General features: G+C 58.8%; 13 protein-coding genes and 2 pseudogenes. 4 read left to right on the forward strand and 11 right to left on the reverse strand.

Going from position 1 to position 15,621, the window contains the following annotated elements; translation table 11 throughout:
• Window positions 1–26: 26 nt before the first annotated feature.
• The 7 genes from chvE to CI15_RS25745 all read right to left on the reverse strand — a co-directional run bounded on the left by chvE (window position 27) and on the right by CI15_RS25745 (window position 7,610).
• A complete protein-coding gene (gene chvE / locus CI15_RS25715) occupies window positions 27–1,097 on the reverse strand; it encodes a multiple monosaccharide ABC transporter substrate-binding protein (RefSeq protein ID WP_062133066.1) in 1,071 nt (356 codons plus the stop codon).
• A 96-nt stretch (window positions 1,098–1,193) separates the two neighbouring features.
• Window positions 1,194–2,282, reverse strand: a complete 1,089-nt coding sequence (locus CI15_RS25720; protein ID WP_062133069.1) for a Gfo/Idh/MocA family protein — start codon at window positions 2,280–2,282, stop codon at window positions 1,194–1,196.
• Window positions 2,283–2,306: 24 nt separating this feature from the next.
• A complete protein-coding gene (gene iolG / locus CI15_RS25725; protein WP_062133071.1) occupies window positions 2,307–3,299 on the reverse strand; it encodes an inositol 2-dehydrogenase in 993 nt (330 codons plus the stop codon).
• Between the two features lie 43 nt (window positions 3,300–3,342).
• The gene (locus CI15_RS25730) at window positions 3,343–4,224 is read right to left on the reverse strand and encodes a sugar phosphate isomerase/epimerase family protein (protein WP_062133074.1); all 882 of its coding nucleotides are present in this window, start codon (window positions 4,222–4,224) and stop codon (window positions 3,343–3,345) included.
• A 67-nt stretch (window positions 4,225–4,291) separates the two neighbouring features.
• Window positions 4,292–5,212: an intradiol ring-cleavage dioxygenase gene (locus tag CI15_RS25735; protein ID WP_062133076.1), complete on the reverse strand. Its 921-nt coding sequence runs from the start codon at window positions 5,210–5,212 to the stop codon at window positions 4,292–4,294.
• A gap of 132 nt (window positions 5,213–5,344) precedes the next feature.
• Window positions 5,345–6,259 (reverse strand): LysR family transcriptional regulator, encoded by a 915-nt coding sequence (locus tag CI15_RS25740; RefSeq protein ID WP_062133078.1) that lies wholly within the window; start codon window positions 6,257–6,259, stop codon window positions 5,345–5,347.
• 136 nt (window positions 6,260–6,395) lie between these two features.
• Window positions 6,396–7,610, reverse strand: coding sequence for a phytanoyl-CoA dioxygenase family protein (locus tag CI15_RS25745; protein ID WP_062133080.1), 1,215 nt, complete (start codon window positions 7,608–7,610; stop codon window positions 6,396–6,398).
• A gap of 93 nt (window positions 7,611–7,703) precedes the next feature.
• Between CI15_RS25745 and CI15_RS25750 the strand changes: the two genes are divergently transcribed.
• Window positions 7,704–8,747 carry a LacI family DNA-binding transcriptional regulator gene (locus tag CI15_RS25750; protein ID WP_062133082.1) on the forward strand — a complete coding sequence of 348 codons (1,044 nt, stop codon included), beginning with the start codon at window positions 7,704–7,706 and terminating at the stop codon, window positions 8,745–8,747.
• Window positions 8,748–8,881: 134 nt separating this feature from the next.
• On the opposite strand, the gene CI15_RS25755 is transcribed toward CI15_RS25750, so the two are convergent.
• Window positions 8,882–10,066, reverse strand: coding sequence for a porin (locus CI15_RS25755; RefSeq protein ID WP_062133084.1), 1,185 nt, complete (start codon window positions 10,064–10,066; stop codon window positions 8,882–8,884).
• A gap of 572 nt (window positions 10,067–10,638) precedes the next feature.
• Here CI15_RS25755 and CI15_RS25765 point away from each other — a divergent pair.
• On the forward strand, window positions 10,639–10,959 hold the full coding sequence (locus tag CI15_RS25765) for a DUF4148 domain-containing protein (RefSeq protein WP_062133090.1): 321 nt from the start codon (window positions 10,639–10,641) through the stop codon (window positions 10,957–10,959).
• 171 nt (window positions 10,960–11,130) lie between these two features.
• Here the strand turns inward: CI15_RS25765 and CI15_RS35735 are convergent.
• From CI15_RS35735 to CI15_RS25780, 3 genes and pseudogenes are all read right to left on the reverse strand, one after another.
• A pseudogene (locus CI15_RS35735) lies at window positions 11,131–11,709 on the reverse strand (IS6 family transposase); the annotation flags it as partial.
• Window positions 11,708–12,400 (reverse strand): annotated as a pseudogene (locus CI15_RS25775) (SDR family NAD(P)-dependent oxidoreductase); the annotation flags it as partial. The pseudogenes CI15_RS25775 and CI15_RS35735, both read right to left, overlap by 2 nt.
• 108 nt (window positions 12,401–12,508) lie before the next feature.
• Complete coding sequence (locus CI15_RS25780) at window positions 12,509–13,228, reverse strand: FadR/GntR family transcriptional regulator (protein ID WP_062133096.1); 720 nt, start codon at window positions 13,226–13,228, stop codon at window positions 12,509–12,511.
• Window positions 13,229–13,545: 317 nt separating this feature from the next.
• Here CI15_RS25780 and CI15_RS25785 point away from each other — a divergent pair, with 317 nt between their 5' ends.
• Together CI15_RS25785 and CI15_RS25790 are read left to right on the forward strand one after the other, a co-directional pair.
• Window positions 13,546–14,046, forward strand: a complete 501-nt coding sequence (locus tag CI15_RS25785) for a MaoC family dehydratase (protein WP_062133099.1) — start codon at window positions 13,546–13,548, stop codon at window positions 14,044–14,046.
• Window positions 14,047–14,213: 167 nt separating this feature from the next.
• Window positions 14,214–15,620, forward strand: coding sequence for an MFS transporter (locus CI15_RS25790; protein WP_062133102.1), 1,407 nt, complete (start codon window positions 14,214–14,216; stop codon window positions 15,618–15,620).
• The last annotated feature ends 1 nt before the right edge of the window (window position 15,621 follow it).

The raw sequence follows: 15,621 nt of genomic DNA on the forward strand, positions 1-15,621 counted from the left end.
CCCCGCCACGCTCACCTTCAGATTCCTTACTTGACTTGAGCCTGCGTGTAGTAGCCACTCGTGACCAGTTCCGCCTGGTAGTTAGCCTTGTCCACCAGAACAGGCTTCACGAGATATGTCGGAACAATCTTTGCGCCGTTGTTGTAGCTCTTCGTGTCGTTGACGGGCACCTGCTTGCCGGTCAGTGCATCGTCAACCATGTCTGCTGCGACGCTGGCGAGTTTTCGCGTGTCCTTGAACACAGTTGACGTCTGGTCACCGCGAACGATGTTCTTAACGTTCTGAACGTCCGCGTCCTGTCCCGTGATGATGGGCATCGCCTGCTGACCCGAACCGTATCCCACGCCCTTGAGAGACGAGATAATGCCAATCGCCAGCGCGTCATTCGGGGCCCAGACGGCATCGAGGTGGTCCTTACCGTAGAAGGCGCTCAGCAGGTTGTCCATCCGCGCCTGGGCGGTCGCACCATCCCAGTTGCGCGTCGCGACTTTTTCGAAGGCAATCTGTTTGCTGCGAATCACGAACTTGCCGCTGTCGATGTACGGTTTCAGAACCGACATGCCGCCCGCGTAGACCATGTGGGCATTGTTGTCGTCCGAAGACCCTCCGAAAATTTCGATGTTGAACGGAGCTTTGCTGCCGGCTTTCTGCCATGCCGAGACGATGCTTTGCCCCTGCAGGACACCTACACCGTAGTTATCGAACGTTGCGTAGTAGTCGACGTCCTTGGTCTGGCTAATCAGACGGTCGTACGAGATGACCTTGATGCCCTTTTTCTGGGCGAGTGCGAGAGCATCGGAAAAAGTCTTGCCGTCGATGGGTGCAATGACGAGTGCCTTGACACCCTTTGCGAGCATATTCTCGACCTGATTCACCTGCGTCGGCACGTCGTAATTCGCGTACTGGAGGTCGGCCGTGTAGCCCTTCGCCTTCAGCGCATCGACCATGCTCTTCCCGTCAGTAATCCAGCGCGATTCAGTTTTGTCGGGCAGCGAAATTCCGACAACACCCTTTTCCTGAGCGAACACTACACCGGACGTAGCAGCGAACGCTGCCGAAGCGGCCAGGATGACTGCAACACTTTTCAGAATCTTCATGACATCGTCTCCTATTTAGGACTACCTATTTACGTTTGCGGTTTATGAATCCGGGAATCCTCGGCCGACGCCGGATAGCGTCAGCCGTGCGAACCCTTAACCGATAAAGACCTCTGCTCCAGATTCTTTGGAAGAAGCGAACATGGCCTCAATGACGCGGCTGATGTTGTATGCCTGCGTGGCCGGCACAACCGACTGCGTCCCGTTGCGCAATGCATCGAAGAACGCATTCGACTCGCGGTCGAAGTACACGGGGTTGCCGATTTCAGCAATGTCGGGCGAATACTCCGTCTTTTTAGTCGCCCAGATTTCCGGGAAGCTGGTTTCTTGCCACTCGGTCCAGCCTTCGGGATGCTCACCCTTGCCCGCGTCGTAAATCTTGTAACTCGCGGGCAGCGACCGTGACGACATAATGCCTTCCGTCCCGTACGCGGTGATATCCCAGCTCTCGGTCCACGGGAGGACATCCCACGACATGAAGTCGACGGAGACAATCTTGTCTTCGTAGTTCAGCACCGCACCGGCCGCGTCTTCACGCGATTCGTCGCCGTGGAAGTTCGGGAACTTCGTGATTCTGGCGTTCACGGAGCGCGGCAGGCCAAAATGCAGAAGAATGCGGTCGATGAGGTGGCAGCCGATAACGAACACGGCACCACCGATGTCGCCGGGCTGAGTCATGTGCGGCGTCCCCGCCTCATCGTGCGAGCAACCGCCGTGGGCACGCACCTGAACGACCTTCCCCAGACGTCCGCTCTTGAGGGCCGCCTGCATTGCGTCAACGGACGGAGCAAAGCGCCAGCAATAGCCGACCTGCACCAGACCGCCGGTACGCTCGACCGCCTCGACGATGCGCTTCGCATCCGACGAACTACGGCCAGCCGGTTTTTCACACAGCACTGCCTTGCCAGCTTCGAGCGCTTCGATGGTCAGGTCGGCCATCTTCTCGCTCTTCGAGTGGACGAGAACAACATGCACATTCTCGTCTGCCAGAATGTCTTCCTTCGAGCGCGCCTCGAGACCGAGCGCGTCGACGAACGGCGTGAGCAGCGGGCTCTTATCCCACGCACCCAGCATCTTCGCGTCAGTGCGACGCTGGATTGCCTTGACTCGCCCGGACGTATGCGGGTGCGTGATGCCAAGACATGCCACTCCAAGTGTTTCGTTCGGACTAATCTTTCGTGTCATGACTTATCTCCTCCGGATTTCCAGTTACACCTTGACGGCTTTACCCGACAATGCGGACTCGAGTGCGGCATCCGCGAGGCGCAACGCCTTCAATCCGTCCTGAACCGACGTCGGCAGCGGCGAATTCGTGTTCAGGGCCTCGACGAAGGCTTCGAGTTCAGCCTTGTACGCATCTACATAGCGTTCAAGGAAGAAGTTCAGGAGCGGCTCGCGCGCATCCGTAACTTCCTGAGACCAGCGGCGAATCGTCGACGGGCGAAGATTCTCCTGCAGGAGCATGCCCTTTGAGCCAGACACTTCCATACGCTGGTCGTAGCCGTACACCGCCTCGCGGCAACAGTTGATATGGCATTGCTTGCCCGAAGCGGTGCGCAGCTGAACCATCACCGTATCGAAGTCGGTCAGTTTCTCGAGCGACTCGTCGATGAGACGGCTAGCTATCGCCATCACTTCGACCGGCTCTTCGCCGAGCAGCCAGCGAGCCATATCCAGGTCGTGGATAACCATGTCGCGGAAAATGCCGCCCGAGTGTTCGACGTAGTCGCGAGGAGGCATGCCCGGGTCGCGGCTCGAGATGATGACCTGTCGCACCTCGCCAACATCACCCGCATCGATGGCTTTGCGGAATGCCTGCGACGTCGGGTCGAAACGTCGATTGAATGCGAGCATGACCCGGCCGCCCCGGCGCTCGACCTCATTTGCCGCAGCAAGCGACTTTTCCATATCGAGGTCGATGGGTTTTTCGCACAGAACAGCCTTCCCGCGCTTGACGGCCTCGAGCATGAACGTGATGTGAGTGTCCGTCGGCGTACCGATAACCACTGCGTCGATGTCATTGCGTTCGAGGACGCCTGCGGGGTCCGTCGAAGCTTCGCAGCCGAGGCGGTCAGCCAGCGACCTGGCTGCACTTTCGACCGGGTCTGCCACCACGACCAGTTTTGCGTTCGCGCTCGCGGCGACGTTGCCAGCGTGAATTCGACCAATGCGGCCAGCGCCAAGTACAGCGATTCGAATCATGTGAGTCTCCAGAAGGTACGTTCTGATTTAAGGTCCAGGAACTTCAGGCGGCAGTAGCCGATTTTTCCGAGAACTGCGCAATGGTTGTGTCGTAAGCACGCTTCGCCATCTCGTCGAGCGGGAACTTCCGATGCACTTCGGAGATGAGCTCTACGCCGTAGTACGGCAGCGTGCAGCCTGCCTGGTCAAGGGCATCCACGAAGGCGCGACAGTCGCCGGCTCCTTCGCCGCAGAGCTGGCGGTTAAAGGTCGAGTCATCGAACAGTGACCCTTTAACCTGCGCGCCCACGTCATCCAGTTCTACTCCCTTGATGTACCGGGCCGGAATGCGCGCGACTTCGCTATAGGGTGTACCGGCCCGTGCGACGTGCCAATGGTCGACCATGAGTCCACCGTTGGGCTGATTTGCGCCTTCCGCGACCTTCAGCGCCTCTGCGACATTCCGGATTGGAGAGAACGGCATGAACTCGATTGCGACCGTCGCGCCAACCGTCGCGACGTCCTGGCAAAGCTTTGCGAAGTCGTCCGTCATACGCGCGAAGTCGGCCGGATTCTTATCGAAGGGGTTCGCGCCGATTTTCAGATTGCGCATGCCGAGTTCGGCACCCAGTTCGATGAAACGGCTACGGCAATCGTCCGACTTCGCACGCGCTTCGCCGACCATGTACCAGTCCATGAGAATTTCGAGCTCGAAGTACTTCATGCCCGTGTCTTCCAGAATGCTCTTGACGCCGGCCAGCCCGTATTTCTCGATGCTGTACTCGAGGTCGTCGAGAATGAGGCCGACGCCGCTCCAGCCGGCACGCATCGCCGCTTCACAGCGGTCGCGCAGTGGGAAAGGGCTGATTTCGTTCGGTGCGCAGGGATACACGTCGCCAGCCAGGGTCCAATACGCTGCCAGCAGTTCTTTCTCTTTCGTGCTCATGTCAATGGTTCCTGTCTCTCAGGTTTAAGCAGTTTGTCGAGCGCACATGAGTGCGCACACTCAACGATTACGGAATAGCTCGCGCCGGCTTGCGGGATGTCGCGAGCGTGAAGTCCCACGACACGGCCCAGAACGGCGAGGAGAACCCGACGCGCTGAGCGGCTTCGGGGTCGTCAATCTTGTTGAACTCAGCGATGAGCTCGCGCTTGACGCCAAAGACTGCGTCCTCCGGGAGATACGGGCAGTCGGGCGTAAAGATGTGAGTGATGACCGGGTCATAGCCGGGCGCCGTCACGATGAAGTGCAGATGTGCCGCGCGGTTCGGGTGACGGCCCATCGCGCCGAGCAGCTTTCCCACTGGACCATCCGAAGGAATCGGATAGTGACGCGGTTTCACCGACTTGAACCAGTAACGACCTTCAGAGTTCGCAGTGAATACGCCTCGAAGATTCGAGTCCGGCTGAATGCCCTTTTGCTGAACGTCATAGAAGCCATCGTCGTTGGTCTGCCATACCTCAAGCTTCGCGTTCGGAATCGGGTTGCCGTCGATGTCAGTCACACGGCCTTCGACTACCATCGGCTCGCCTTTTCCGTCCAGGCAGATGTTCGCGCCATTGGCGTACTCCGGTGCGTTGGCCACGTAAAACGGACCGAGGATGGTGTTTGGTGTAGCACCGCTCGGACGACGATGATTGATTGCATCGACCAGCATCGAGACTCCGAGGGCGTCCGACAGCAGGATGTATTCTTGCCGCCAGTCCGTGCACATCTGGCCAGTCTCCGTCAGAAACCGGATAGCCGTGAACCACTCTTCATGCGTAGGTTCGATTTCCTTGACCGCCGCGTGAAGATGCTTGACCAGAACTGACATGACCTGCCGCAGTCGAGCGTCGGCGTCTTCGCTCATGCGAGCATTGACGACTTCGGCCGAGCGAGCTTCATCGAAGTACGGCGACGAGGACTGAACTGCAGTGGGTGCTGTTTGCATTGCGCGTCTCCATCAACATTTCCCTAGCTTTGAACGCAGTCTATATTCGCTGCGGCCGGCAAAACAGAGCTAAAGAGGGAAAGTCTTTCGCGCTCAGCGGGAATAAACCCAAAGGCCGCACGAGCGCGGCACTCACGCCGTCCAATGACGCTCGAAGTCGTTCTGTTGAAAGCGCTCGACAAGCGCGTCGATGAACAGGCGCACCTTCACGGGGAGATGTGAACGTGTCTGGAATGCGATGTTCATCGTTAGCCGCGGTAGTTCCCAGTCGTCGAGCACGGGAACGAGGCGACCGGCCTTCAGGTCGTCGTAGACGATATATTTGGGCTGCACGAGGATGCCCATGTTGTCGAGCGCGGCAACCCGCAATATCTGGCCATCATTCGATTCCACCAATGGCTTTACTTTGACAATGACACTCTCGCCACCACGGTGAAAACAAAGCTCCCTTGGGTTGTCGGCGAGCTGATAGTTCAGCAGCCTGTGCCTGGCAAGTTCCGCAGGGAAGCGAGGCGAGCCATTGGCCTCAATGTAACCAGGTGAGGCGGCCAATATGCGACGCGTTGACGCGAGTCTTCTTATCGTGATGTTGCTGTCAGGCTCAAGAACCTTGGTCCGAATCGCGACGTCGATGCCGTTCTCGATGATGTCGCAGTAGCGGTTAGCCGCTATCAGCTCGACTGAGATATCGGGATAACGCGCCGTGAACTCGGGAAGCATCGGCGCAATATGCAGCATGCAGAACGATAACGAAGCGGTCACGCGAAGCACGCCGCTCGGGCGTACGACCGCCTCCTTGACTACGGCTTCGGCTTCGCCGAGGTCGGAAAGAATGGATTTGCAGCGTCGATGAAAGTCGGTGCCCGCTTCGGTCAGGTACAGGTTACGGGTTGTTCTCCGTACCAGTTGAACCCCGAGCCTCGCCTCCAACGAAATCAGATGTCGACTTGCCGCCGAAATGGAAAGCTCAACGGCTTCCGCGGCCCGACTGATACTGCCCGTCTCGGCCACCTCGACGAACAGCTGTAGTTCCTTGAACTGGTCCATTCTCTTGCACCATTACGTCTTGTCTTCGCCCTCATCCTTGCCGGATGGGGGAACACGCGGCCTCCCTGATTGATTCTCTTCGCCGCGTTGACATCATGATAGTGCCGTGAATCTATCTTCAATGGATTAAAAAACATCAATAATCCATCAATTCCACCACCTCACCACTTTCGTGCCGCCACGCATGATTCGCAAGAGCCCTTGCGAACTCGTCAGGCTCCCAGTTCTCGCGCAGCGCCCGGAGCATCCGTTGGGCCTGGCTCTCCGGCGCGAGCCCTTTGGCAGGCGGGTCCCTGTCCAGATTGGTGGGGAAGGAATAGCCTTCGGCACACGAGGCAATCACTGACAACGTTTCCTGCTCCGTTATGTCGCCGTCAATCAATCGGCGTCGAAGGACCGGATAGAGGACTTCGGACATGCGCGTCCGATTCATCACTTCCATCGCCCGACCATAGGCTGATGAGATTTGAAGCAGGTTTGCCATGCGCTGGACATGGCTCGTACGATTCGGGCCAGCAGCGTGGAAGAGCGCCGGATTGAAAAAGATGGCATCGCCCTTGGCGAGCGGCACCTGGACAAAGTTGTCCTCGAAATATTCCCGGAAGTCGGCTCTACGCCAGGCCACATAGCCTTGCGCGTAGCGCTGCGAGAAAGGTAAAAGCTTGGTCGGGCCGCTCTCAATAGGCATATCGCAGTGCGCGACAGCCCCTTGCAACGTGAGGAAAGATGACATCGCATGCACGTGCGCCGGGAAAGAAGCAGCCACCTCCGCAGTCTGGAAGCCCAGATGGTAGTCACGATGGGGTTGTTGTGCCTGTCCCCCCGGCCTCACAACATTGACCTGGGACGTAACCTGGAAACATGGTCCGAGCCATGCCTCGGCGGCTGCGGGCAACCATGGGTTTGAAAAGTACCTCGCGAAAACCTCCGGTGCCGAAACGCAGAGTTTCTCCTGAGCGTTCCAGATACGGTCGTTCGCCCCCGCTTTCGCAAAATGGTCGGACTTCGAACCCTTTTTCTTCTCCTCTTCAATAATCGATTCGAAGACCGTCGTCGCTTCGTCAACGCAAGCGGCGTCGGCAAACGCGCCTTCAAGTACAAAGACGCCTGCTCCGTCCTGCAGGACGCTCGCCCATTCCGACAATAGTCGAGACCGGTCCCGACCTGACGAAATCACGCCTTCCAGTTCGCGGCATTCGTATACAGGAATCCCGCGCACCGACCTTGCGGCGCAGCGTAGCGGCCGCTCCGCGTTCGCATGAAGCACTGTCAAGAAATCACTCAGGCTGCAGTCGGTTTCGCGATACCAGTTAGTTCGCTCCGTAAGAGAGTTTTCTCGTTGATGGTCCATCCGTGTCTCCTGTTTCCGATGTAGGATAGCCTGCATAGCAAACACACAAGTCTCAAAAACACATCAAAAAGCTATCAGTTAAGGAGGGTCGGATTGGCTCACCGCTTCTTGATTAAGGAAATCGCCCTGCAGGCCGGACTTGGAGTGGCGACCGTTGACAGGGTGCTGAACGGGCGCGCAAACGTCCGGGAACACACTCGCAAGCGGGTTGAGCAGGCGATAAAGGAGCTGGAGAAGCAGGAGCTGAATCTGGCAAACACGGGGCGCAAGCTCATCGTCGACGTGGTAGTCGAGGCGCCGACCCGGTTTAGCGACGAGATAGAAGATGCGCTTCAGGCCGAACTCGCATTCATGCACCCGGCGGTTGTTCGTCCGCGCTTCCTCTTGCGGGAGACGATGACGACGCCCGAAGTCGTGGAGGCTCTTCGGGCTATCGCCCGAAGAGGCAGTCATGGTGTTTTTCTGAAGGCCCGCGACGTCCCAGAGATTGCCGAGATGGTCGGAGAACTCCAGCGTCATGGAATTCCTGTCGTCACCGTTTTCACCGACATACCGCTGTCGGGTCGTATCGCTTACGCCGGGCTCGACAATCGCGTCGCTGGCGCCACGGCCGCTTACCTTCTAGGCCTGTTGCTGGGCCCCCGGCCAGCTAACGTATTGATAACGATGAGTGACGAGCAATTTCGTGGCGAGGAGGAGCGCGAGATAAGCTTTCGCCGAGCATTGCGCAAACGCCATCCCCAACTCAAACTGATTGACGCAAGCGGCGGACACGGCCTTGATTTGCCAACAGAAGAAAGAGTCCGGAACGTTCTCAGCGACGGCACTCCCATCGCTGCCGTGTATTCAATGGGCGGAGGGAATGCCTCGATACTTCGCGCACTAGAAGCGCAGCAGGAATCCTCGGTCTGCTTTATCGGTCACGACCTGGACAGGGATAATGTGCAACTTCTCCGCGCCGGAAAGATTCAGGCAATCCTGTATCACGACCTCCGACAGGATATGCGCTCGGCGTGTCATCATGTCCTGCACTATCACAAGCTTCTGCCAGCATCCTCTATCGCGGCATGCTCATCGGTCGTAGTCGTGACGCCGGAGAATATCCCGGACCACATTGCCAGTCGCTTTCGCGATTGATTCGGCTGCTCACAACCATGCTTCTGTCTCGGCAAGTACCACATTTCCAGTTACCTGGACGCCCGATGATGCTTTAAACGCACACGGCGCCGGGAGGTCCGAGCGACAGACATCACTCGAACCGCTGGACAGCATCAGAACCTGGTCGCCAGTCCTGCCATGACACCGAACTGACCCTGGCCGAAATTGGGATTGGAACTCGATGGGTTCCCGTTGACCGGGTCGTCATTGGTATTCGCGCCGTACAGGCCACTGTCAAGGCCCAGGTTAGACGTCGAGCTGTTCCGGACGTAGGCGAGTTCGGTGTACAGGAGCGTTCGCTTCGAGAGCGAATAGTTTGCTCCCAGCGTGAAAAGCGTTGCGTTTCCGTTGCCCTTGTTTGCGTTGGCGTGATAGACGGCGCCGGTGATTGCAAGAGCAGGAGTCGTCTGCCAAATCGCACCAATCCACTCGTGATTCACCGTGGTTGGCAGGCTGGCCCCCGGTGGTAATGCCGACGGCGTCGTCGTGCCGAAATATCCAGCATCAGATGCATCCGGGGCGCTCAGGTGCTGATAGCCAACATACGCCGTAACAGGCCCGAAAGCGTAGGTCAAGCCAGTGAGAATCGAGCGAGACGTCAGATACACGTTGCTGAATTTCCCGTCTGGGTCGCGAACTTCGTCGTACGTCGCCTGCCAGAAGAGGCCTCGATTTGTATAAGACAGCTTGATACCGTCGGTACGGCCCTGAGCACTCCCGAGTCCACTGGAGGTGCCCAACTGGCCAGGTGCACTGCCAGGATTGCCCGCGTTCCAGGTACTCGAATTGGTCAGGTCGTACTGACCTTGCAGGGTGAAACCAGCAATGGTCGGCGAAAGGTACTCCACGCCGTTCGCTCCCTGCGAAAAGATGCGGCCCCTGACCAGCGTTCCAATGGAGTACCTCTTGGTTTGCTGTGGGTCGACATCGCCCGAGTATTGACTAATCTCCGCCGAGCCCATGTTGCCAAACTTGAGTTGGCCCCAAGTGTCGTTGTGCAGACCGACGGTCGCCTGTCCCTCGAAGAAGCTGCCGTTAGCGAAGCTACCATTCTGGGTATTCAATCGGGACTCGAGCGTGAAAATCGCCTGCGTGCCTCCGCCGAGGTCCTCGGCTCCTTTCAGGCCAAATCTTGACTGCGCCCAGCCGCCGCTTTGCGCGGCGAAAACATTTCCGGTCGGGTGATTCGTCTCGTACACGATTCCATTGTCTACAATGCCGTACAGCGTAACGCTGCTTTGCGCACTAGCTGTTGCCGCCGCAGTTATCGCGAGCAAGCCCACCAAAGCCGTTTTCATTTGCGTCTCCATTAATTTAGTTATCCTACATACATAAGAGAATTACCCAGACCTCTTCTGCCTGTTTGTTGTTCACCGCATCCTTATGCTTTCTTGCAATCGATTCTGAAACACGGCGAACGCAATTCCGCGAGTGCCGGCTTTGGACCAGGCCTCGCTCAACGCCGGGCTGGCTCTGGCTCGAAGCGTGCGCGAACGCCTGTCCAACAGCGACAAACTGCGGAAACAGGTAAGGCAGGCGAACGTAATATTGCAAGGCGATATTTCCGCCTACCGCATCTTCCAGAACGCCCTCGTGCATTTTCGGCCGAGTGTATATTCCCTGTTCGCTGCAACAAAGAGCGAAAGGGGGAATGTCTTTCGCGCAGTCCGGGAAAATGCGCGTACAGGCGTGTGCACAGCGCTTTTCAGGGCTATCCTGTGTATCGTGCTCGCGGCTACCCCGGTTCCCTTGCCACATGTCATCGAATAGGGTTCGAGCGTTCCGGAGCGATGGACTATTGGCATTGAGGTAACCAACCAACGCTCTACTCCACGCTTCCGCCTCATAGACGCATCCATGGGAGAAACGTATGAAATCCACCCAGCTGTCCGTCTTGGCTGTCGTAGCAACGATGGCGTTGAGCCTGATGACGGTTCTGGTAGTAGACGCTCACGCGGAGGGCACCGATGCAGATGCCTCGAGTGCTGCCGTGTCCAAGCAGGAGTTAAAGGCGCAAAAAAAGGCCGAGAGTAAGGCCCGCCGAGCAAAGAAGAACGCCGAATTGAGCCAACTTCAGAAGAACGGCTACAACCCTGCCGGAAATCAAACCAACTATCCGCAGAACCTTCAAAACGCCCAGCAAAAAGCAGCCGGACAAAAGCCTAGTAATGCGCCGGCTGTGGCACCCTGATGCTCGACCTGGTTTGCCCGAGCGCGGTTTTGAAGAGACGAACGATGGGCATCGAGACGCTTAACCAGACGGGCTCGCCGCTGGGCAGCGCTTGCAAACGCGAGGGTACGTCGCAAGGCTTTGTCGCGGTAAGAATCGAAGGGCGAGCGAGATCGATATGAAAAGTACTGCTTACGTTGCTAGTTCATAGAATTGATCGGCAGCGGACGGATGGGTTCCGCAAGCACACTTCATCTGCCCTTTCACAATCATGTGCATCAACTCGATGCCGGCCAGAAGGATCCGGGCATAACGAAAAGTCTTGAACCCCAGCATGGGTCGCGTTCGTCGCTTGATCGCCCGATGGTCCTGCTCGACCAGATTGTTGAGATATTTCGACTGGCGGATCCTGACAGGCGTTTCACGATCGGCATTGATCGCTTCGAGCGCGGCGAGATTGGCGCCGCTTTTGTCAATGGCCACTGTGTCGGGCGCGCCATTCCAGACGATCGATTTCTCGAAGTAACGCCGGGCTGCAGTCTTGTCCCGATGGGCGCGTAGCAGAAAGTCGATGGTGTTGCCGTCCCTGTCGACGGCACGGTAAAGATATCGCCATTCTCCCTTGACGCGAATGTATGTCTCGTCCATGCGCCAGCTCTTGCCAACTGGCCGCTTGCGCAGGCGAAACGCTTTCTCCAGCACCGGCAGCAGCTTGACGGCCCAGCGGTGCACAGTCGAATGATCGACGGAAACGCCGCGCTCGGCCATCATACACTGCCGTGCCGACGAGTTCATCCGGTGTGCCCCAGCGCTGCGATGGGTTGCTGCTTTTCACCCACGCATCGAAGGCCGCGTTCTCTATCAGCGGCTTGTTCATGTCGGTCAGGATGTAGCCCGGACCAATCGCGTTCGCCTGGATGTTCGACGCCGCCCATTCAGCGCTCATTGCACGCGTCAGCATCTTGATGCCGCCCTTCGCGGCCGTGTACGCGCCAACTGTCGCCCGCCCCGCTTCGCTCGTGAGCGAGCCGATATTAATGATCTTGCCGCCCGTGCCGCGCGCGATCATGCGGCGCGCGGCCTGCTTCGCGACGATGAACGCGCTGGTCAGGTTCGTGTCGATCACGCGCTGCCAGTCGCTCAGTTCGAGATCAACAAGCGGCTTGCGGAGCTGGATGCCGGCGTTATTCACGACGATGTCGATCGGGACGCCGTTCCTGTCCCACCGCGCGAAAGCATCGGCGACAGCCGCTTCGTCGGTGACGTCGAAAGCACGGCCCTGCGCCTGGTAGCCCGCGCTGGCCAGCTTGCCGACCGATTCAGCCACCGTATCCGCACGCGTGCCGTTGAGCACGACGCTGGCACCCGCCGCCGCCAATCCCTCGGCCAACGCGTAGCCAATACCACGGGCCGAGCCGGTGACAAGCGCCGTGCGGCCGCTCAGATCGAATAGATGGGTCATGCTGGGTCCTTGATATGTTCAGAAAAAGGCGCAAGTCCGCCCGTCGCGACGGCTGCGCGCGTCGCGTTTCAAGTGGGTTAGATCCGCTGTTGGCGAAGCAGGACTACGTCAGACCGGCTGATTGTTGGCGGTGTGGTTCAGTGCAGCGCGGTCCTCAAAATCCTGCTCGGCGCGCTTGATCAGCGTCAGCACGGCCTGTTCGGCGGCTTCCGGATCGCCCTGCTCGATCGCGACGCACAGCGCCTCGTGCATCGGCAGCGAACGGGCCGGACCACCCGCGATTTCGGAACTGCGTTCGAAGCTCGTGCGCAGGATCGCCGACAGCGCGTTCTGCATCTGCTGGACGAACTGGTTGTGACAGGCGGCGAGGATGGCACCGTGAAATGCGAGGTCGGCGGGAACATATTCGCCGTGGCCAGCGACCGCGCGCTCCATCGCCTTGAACGCTCGCCGCACGGCGATACGGTCTTCCGGCGTAGCGCGTTTCGCGGCGAGCGTGGCCGCGCTCGGCTCAATGATCAGGCGCAACTCCATCAGATCTTCGACGAGACCCGGTTCAATCGCGCCGGCGCGCGCACGCCAGGTGACCACGTCGGGGTCGAACAGTTGCCATTGTGCGCGCGGCAGCACGATCGTGCCGTAACGGCGACGCACCTGCAGCATGCCCTTGGCCGAGAGCGACTTCATCGTCTCGCGGATGGTGATGCGGCTCACCTGCATCTGTTCGGCGAGAACCGGTTCGGCCGGCAGGATGTCACCGGGCATGAATTTACCTGAACAGATCTGCTCGCCCAACTGATTCAGGACCTGCCTGTGTAGCGTTGCCACGATTTACTCTCTAGGTCATACGTATGATGTCGAAAGATAGGCGTGAAGCGGGCTTTGTGCAACCAGGGGTCGACCCTCGACGATCGGTCGCGAAGCGCGAAAGCAAATGGCTCCTGTTAGCGGCCAAATCGCGCCTGTGTGGTCGGAACTCCCATGGCATAGCCGTCGCGAGAGATCGCGCGATCGAATCCGGATGCGCCAAACTCCGGCACGACAAATGCGCCTTGACTTTCATCCTCATGCCGACAATACTGAATCCACACTTTGTACGGACAAACAGACAAAACCGTACAAATCATCCAGAACAGGAGACAGACATGGAATCTGACGTCGCAGTAAAGACCCGCATCCGCGCCAGCTACGGCCGCTACCTCGAAGATTTTCATGTAGGCGACATCTACGAACACCGGCCCGGGCGAACCATCACGGAAGCCGACAACATCCACTTCTCGCTGCTGACGATGAACTTCCATCCGATGCATTGCGACGCCGCGTACGCCGCCAAAAGCGAATTCGGCCGTCTGCTCGTCAACAGCGGCCTAACGGTCGCCGTGGTGCTGGGGCTCTCGGTGAACGACGTCAGCGGCAAGGCGATCGCCAACCTGGGCTGGAAAGAGATCCGTCTAACTGCGCCCGTGTTTTGCGGCGACACGATCTACGCGGAATCCGAAGTGCTCGAAAAGCGCGAATCGAAATCCCGTCCGGGACAGGGCATCGTCACCGTGCAGACTCGAGCGTTCAAGCAGGACGGCACGCCGATCATGGACTTCGTGCGCAGCGCCCTGGTGCCGACGCGTGGAAACGGTGTAGGCGACTGAGCGACCTGCGCGGCTCGAATTGCTGCGATAGCGGCCACGCGACTCCCGCAGCCCGGGGCAAGACAAACAGCAGCAAATCGCGCCAACCTGTCAGCAAGAGCAGGTGGCATGCGGGTCCAGGCGGCGTCCAAACAACGCGCCGCAATGCGGCAAGCGCAAGCAAAGTCATGCACACCAAGGAGACAAAGGTGGCTATCGGTATCGTCAATTCGGGCGCGCGACTCGATCGCCTGCCTATCGCGTCCTTCCATTGGAAGGTTCTGGGGCTCATCAGCGCGGGGGCCTTTCTGGACGCCTTCGACATCTATCTCGCCGCGGGCGCGCTCGGCGCGATGGTCAAGTCCGGCTTCTCCGACCTGAGGCTGAATGCGCTGTTTATCTCGGTGACTTTTCTCGGCATGCTGATCGGCGCCGGTTTCGCCGGCTACCTTGGCGACCGTTTCGGGCGCCGCTCGTCGTATCAGACCAATCTGCTGATCTTCGGCATAGCGTCGATCGCCGCCTGTTTCGTCCCGAACATGACCTGGCTCATCGCCTTGCGGCTGATCATGGGCATCGGCCTTGGCGCTGAACTGGTGGTCGCAGCTGGCACCTTGTGCGAATTCATTCCGCCTGCTTCACGCGGACGGTGGACCGCGTTGCTCGCGTTCATCATCAACTCCGGCTTGCTGGTGTCGACCGCGGTCGGTTACGTCGTCATCCCGCATCTCGGCTGGCGCTATATGTTCGCGATCGCGGGTGTCGGCGCAATCATCGTGTGGGTATTGCGGCATCGCATGCCTGAATCGCCGCGCTGGCTCGAATCCGTGGGACGCGCCGAAGAAGCCGAGGCGACGGTCTCGGCGATCGAGCAGCAGGTGCAGCGTCAGAAGGGTCCGTTGCCGCCGGTCGATCGCACCGAAAGTCTTGAAGTCCCCAAAGCACCCTTCTCTGCCTTGTTCTCGCACGCGATGCTCGGGCGCACGCTGGTCGCCGCGTTGACGGCAGTCGCGGTGAATATTTCGGTGTACGGCTTTGTCGCATGGCTGCCTACGTTCTTCGTGAAGGAAGGCCTGACCATCGTGCAGTCGCTTGGCTTCACGACCTTGATGGCGTTCGGCGCGCCCGGCGGCGCTGTAATCGGCTTTTTGTGTGCGGACCGCCTCGGCCGTGCGCGTGGCCTCGTGATTTTCGCGATCGCGACCATCGCAGTCGGCTTCGTCTATCCAAACATGCACGCGGGCTGGGCAATCAGCCTGGTGGGCTTTGTCCTGATTACTTGCATCTACACGGTCGCAACGCTCGGCCTCTTTGCCTACATTCCGGAACTGTTTCCGACCGAATTGCGTTTGCGCGGTACCGGCACAGCGGGCGTATGCGGGCGCGCCGCCTCCATGACGACGCCCTATTTCGCGGTGCTGCTTTACAACTCGTTTGGCGTGTCCGGTGTGCTGGCGATGGTGAGCGGCGTTCTCGCGCTATTGATAGTCGGCATTCTGCTTCTGCGTGTAGAGACCAATCAGCATGCGCTCGAGCAGATCTCGCCGAGCCTCGACACCGGTTCCGATCCCATGCCCGCTACGCAACACGGATAAA

It is taken from the genome of Paraburkholderia monticola, assembly GCF_001580545.1.
GTDB classification, from domain to species: domain Bacteria; phylum Pseudomonadota; class Gammaproteobacteria; order Burkholderiales; family Burkholderiaceae; genus Paraburkholderia; species Paraburkholderia monticola.

Bases quoted from the DNA above. Each gene is read 5' to 3' on its own strand.
- chvE (WP_062133066.1), bottom strand. From the start codon at position 1,097: ATGAAGATTCTGAAAAGTGTTGCAGTCATCCTGGCCGCTTCGGCAGCG.
- CI15_RS25720 (WP_062133069.1), bottom strand. From the start codon at position 2,282: ATGACACGAAAGATTAGTCCGAACGAAACACTTGGAGTGGCATGTCTT.
- iolG (WP_062133071.1), bottom strand. From the start codon at position 3,299: ATGATTCGAATCGCTGTACTTGGCGCTGGCCGCATTGGTCGAATTCAC.
- CI15_RS25730 (WP_062133074.1), bottom strand. From the start codon at position 4,224: ATGAGCACGAAAGAGAAAGAACTGCTGGCAGCGTATTGGACCCTGGCT.
- CI15_RS25735 (WP_062133076.1), bottom strand. From the start codon at position 5,212: ATGCAAACAGCACCCACTGCAGTTCAGTCCTCGTCGCCGTACTTCGAT.
- CI15_RS25740 (WP_062133078.1), bottom strand. From the start codon at position 6,259: ATGGACCAGTTCAAGGAACTACAGCTGTTCGTCGAGGTGGCCGAGACG.
- CI15_RS25745 (WP_062133080.1), bottom strand. From the start codon at position 7,610: ATGGACCATCAACGAGAAAACTCTCTTACGGAGCGAACTAACTGGTAT.
- CI15_RS25755 (WP_062133084.1), bottom strand. From the start codon at position 10,066: ATGAAAACGGCTTTGGTGGGCTTGCTCGCGATAACTGCGGCGGCAACA.
- CI15_RS25765 (WP_062133090.1), top strand. From the start codon at position 10,639: ATGAAATCCACCCAGCTGTCCGTCTTGGCTGTCGTAGCAACGATGGCG.
- CI15_RS25785 (WP_062133099.1), top strand. From the start codon at position 13,546: ATGGAATCTGACGTCGCAGTAAAGACCCGCATCCGCGCCAGCTACGGC.
- CI15_RS25790 (WP_062133102.1), top strand. From the start codon at position 14,214: ATGCACACCAAGGAGACAAAGGTGGCTATCGGTATCGTCAATTCGGGC.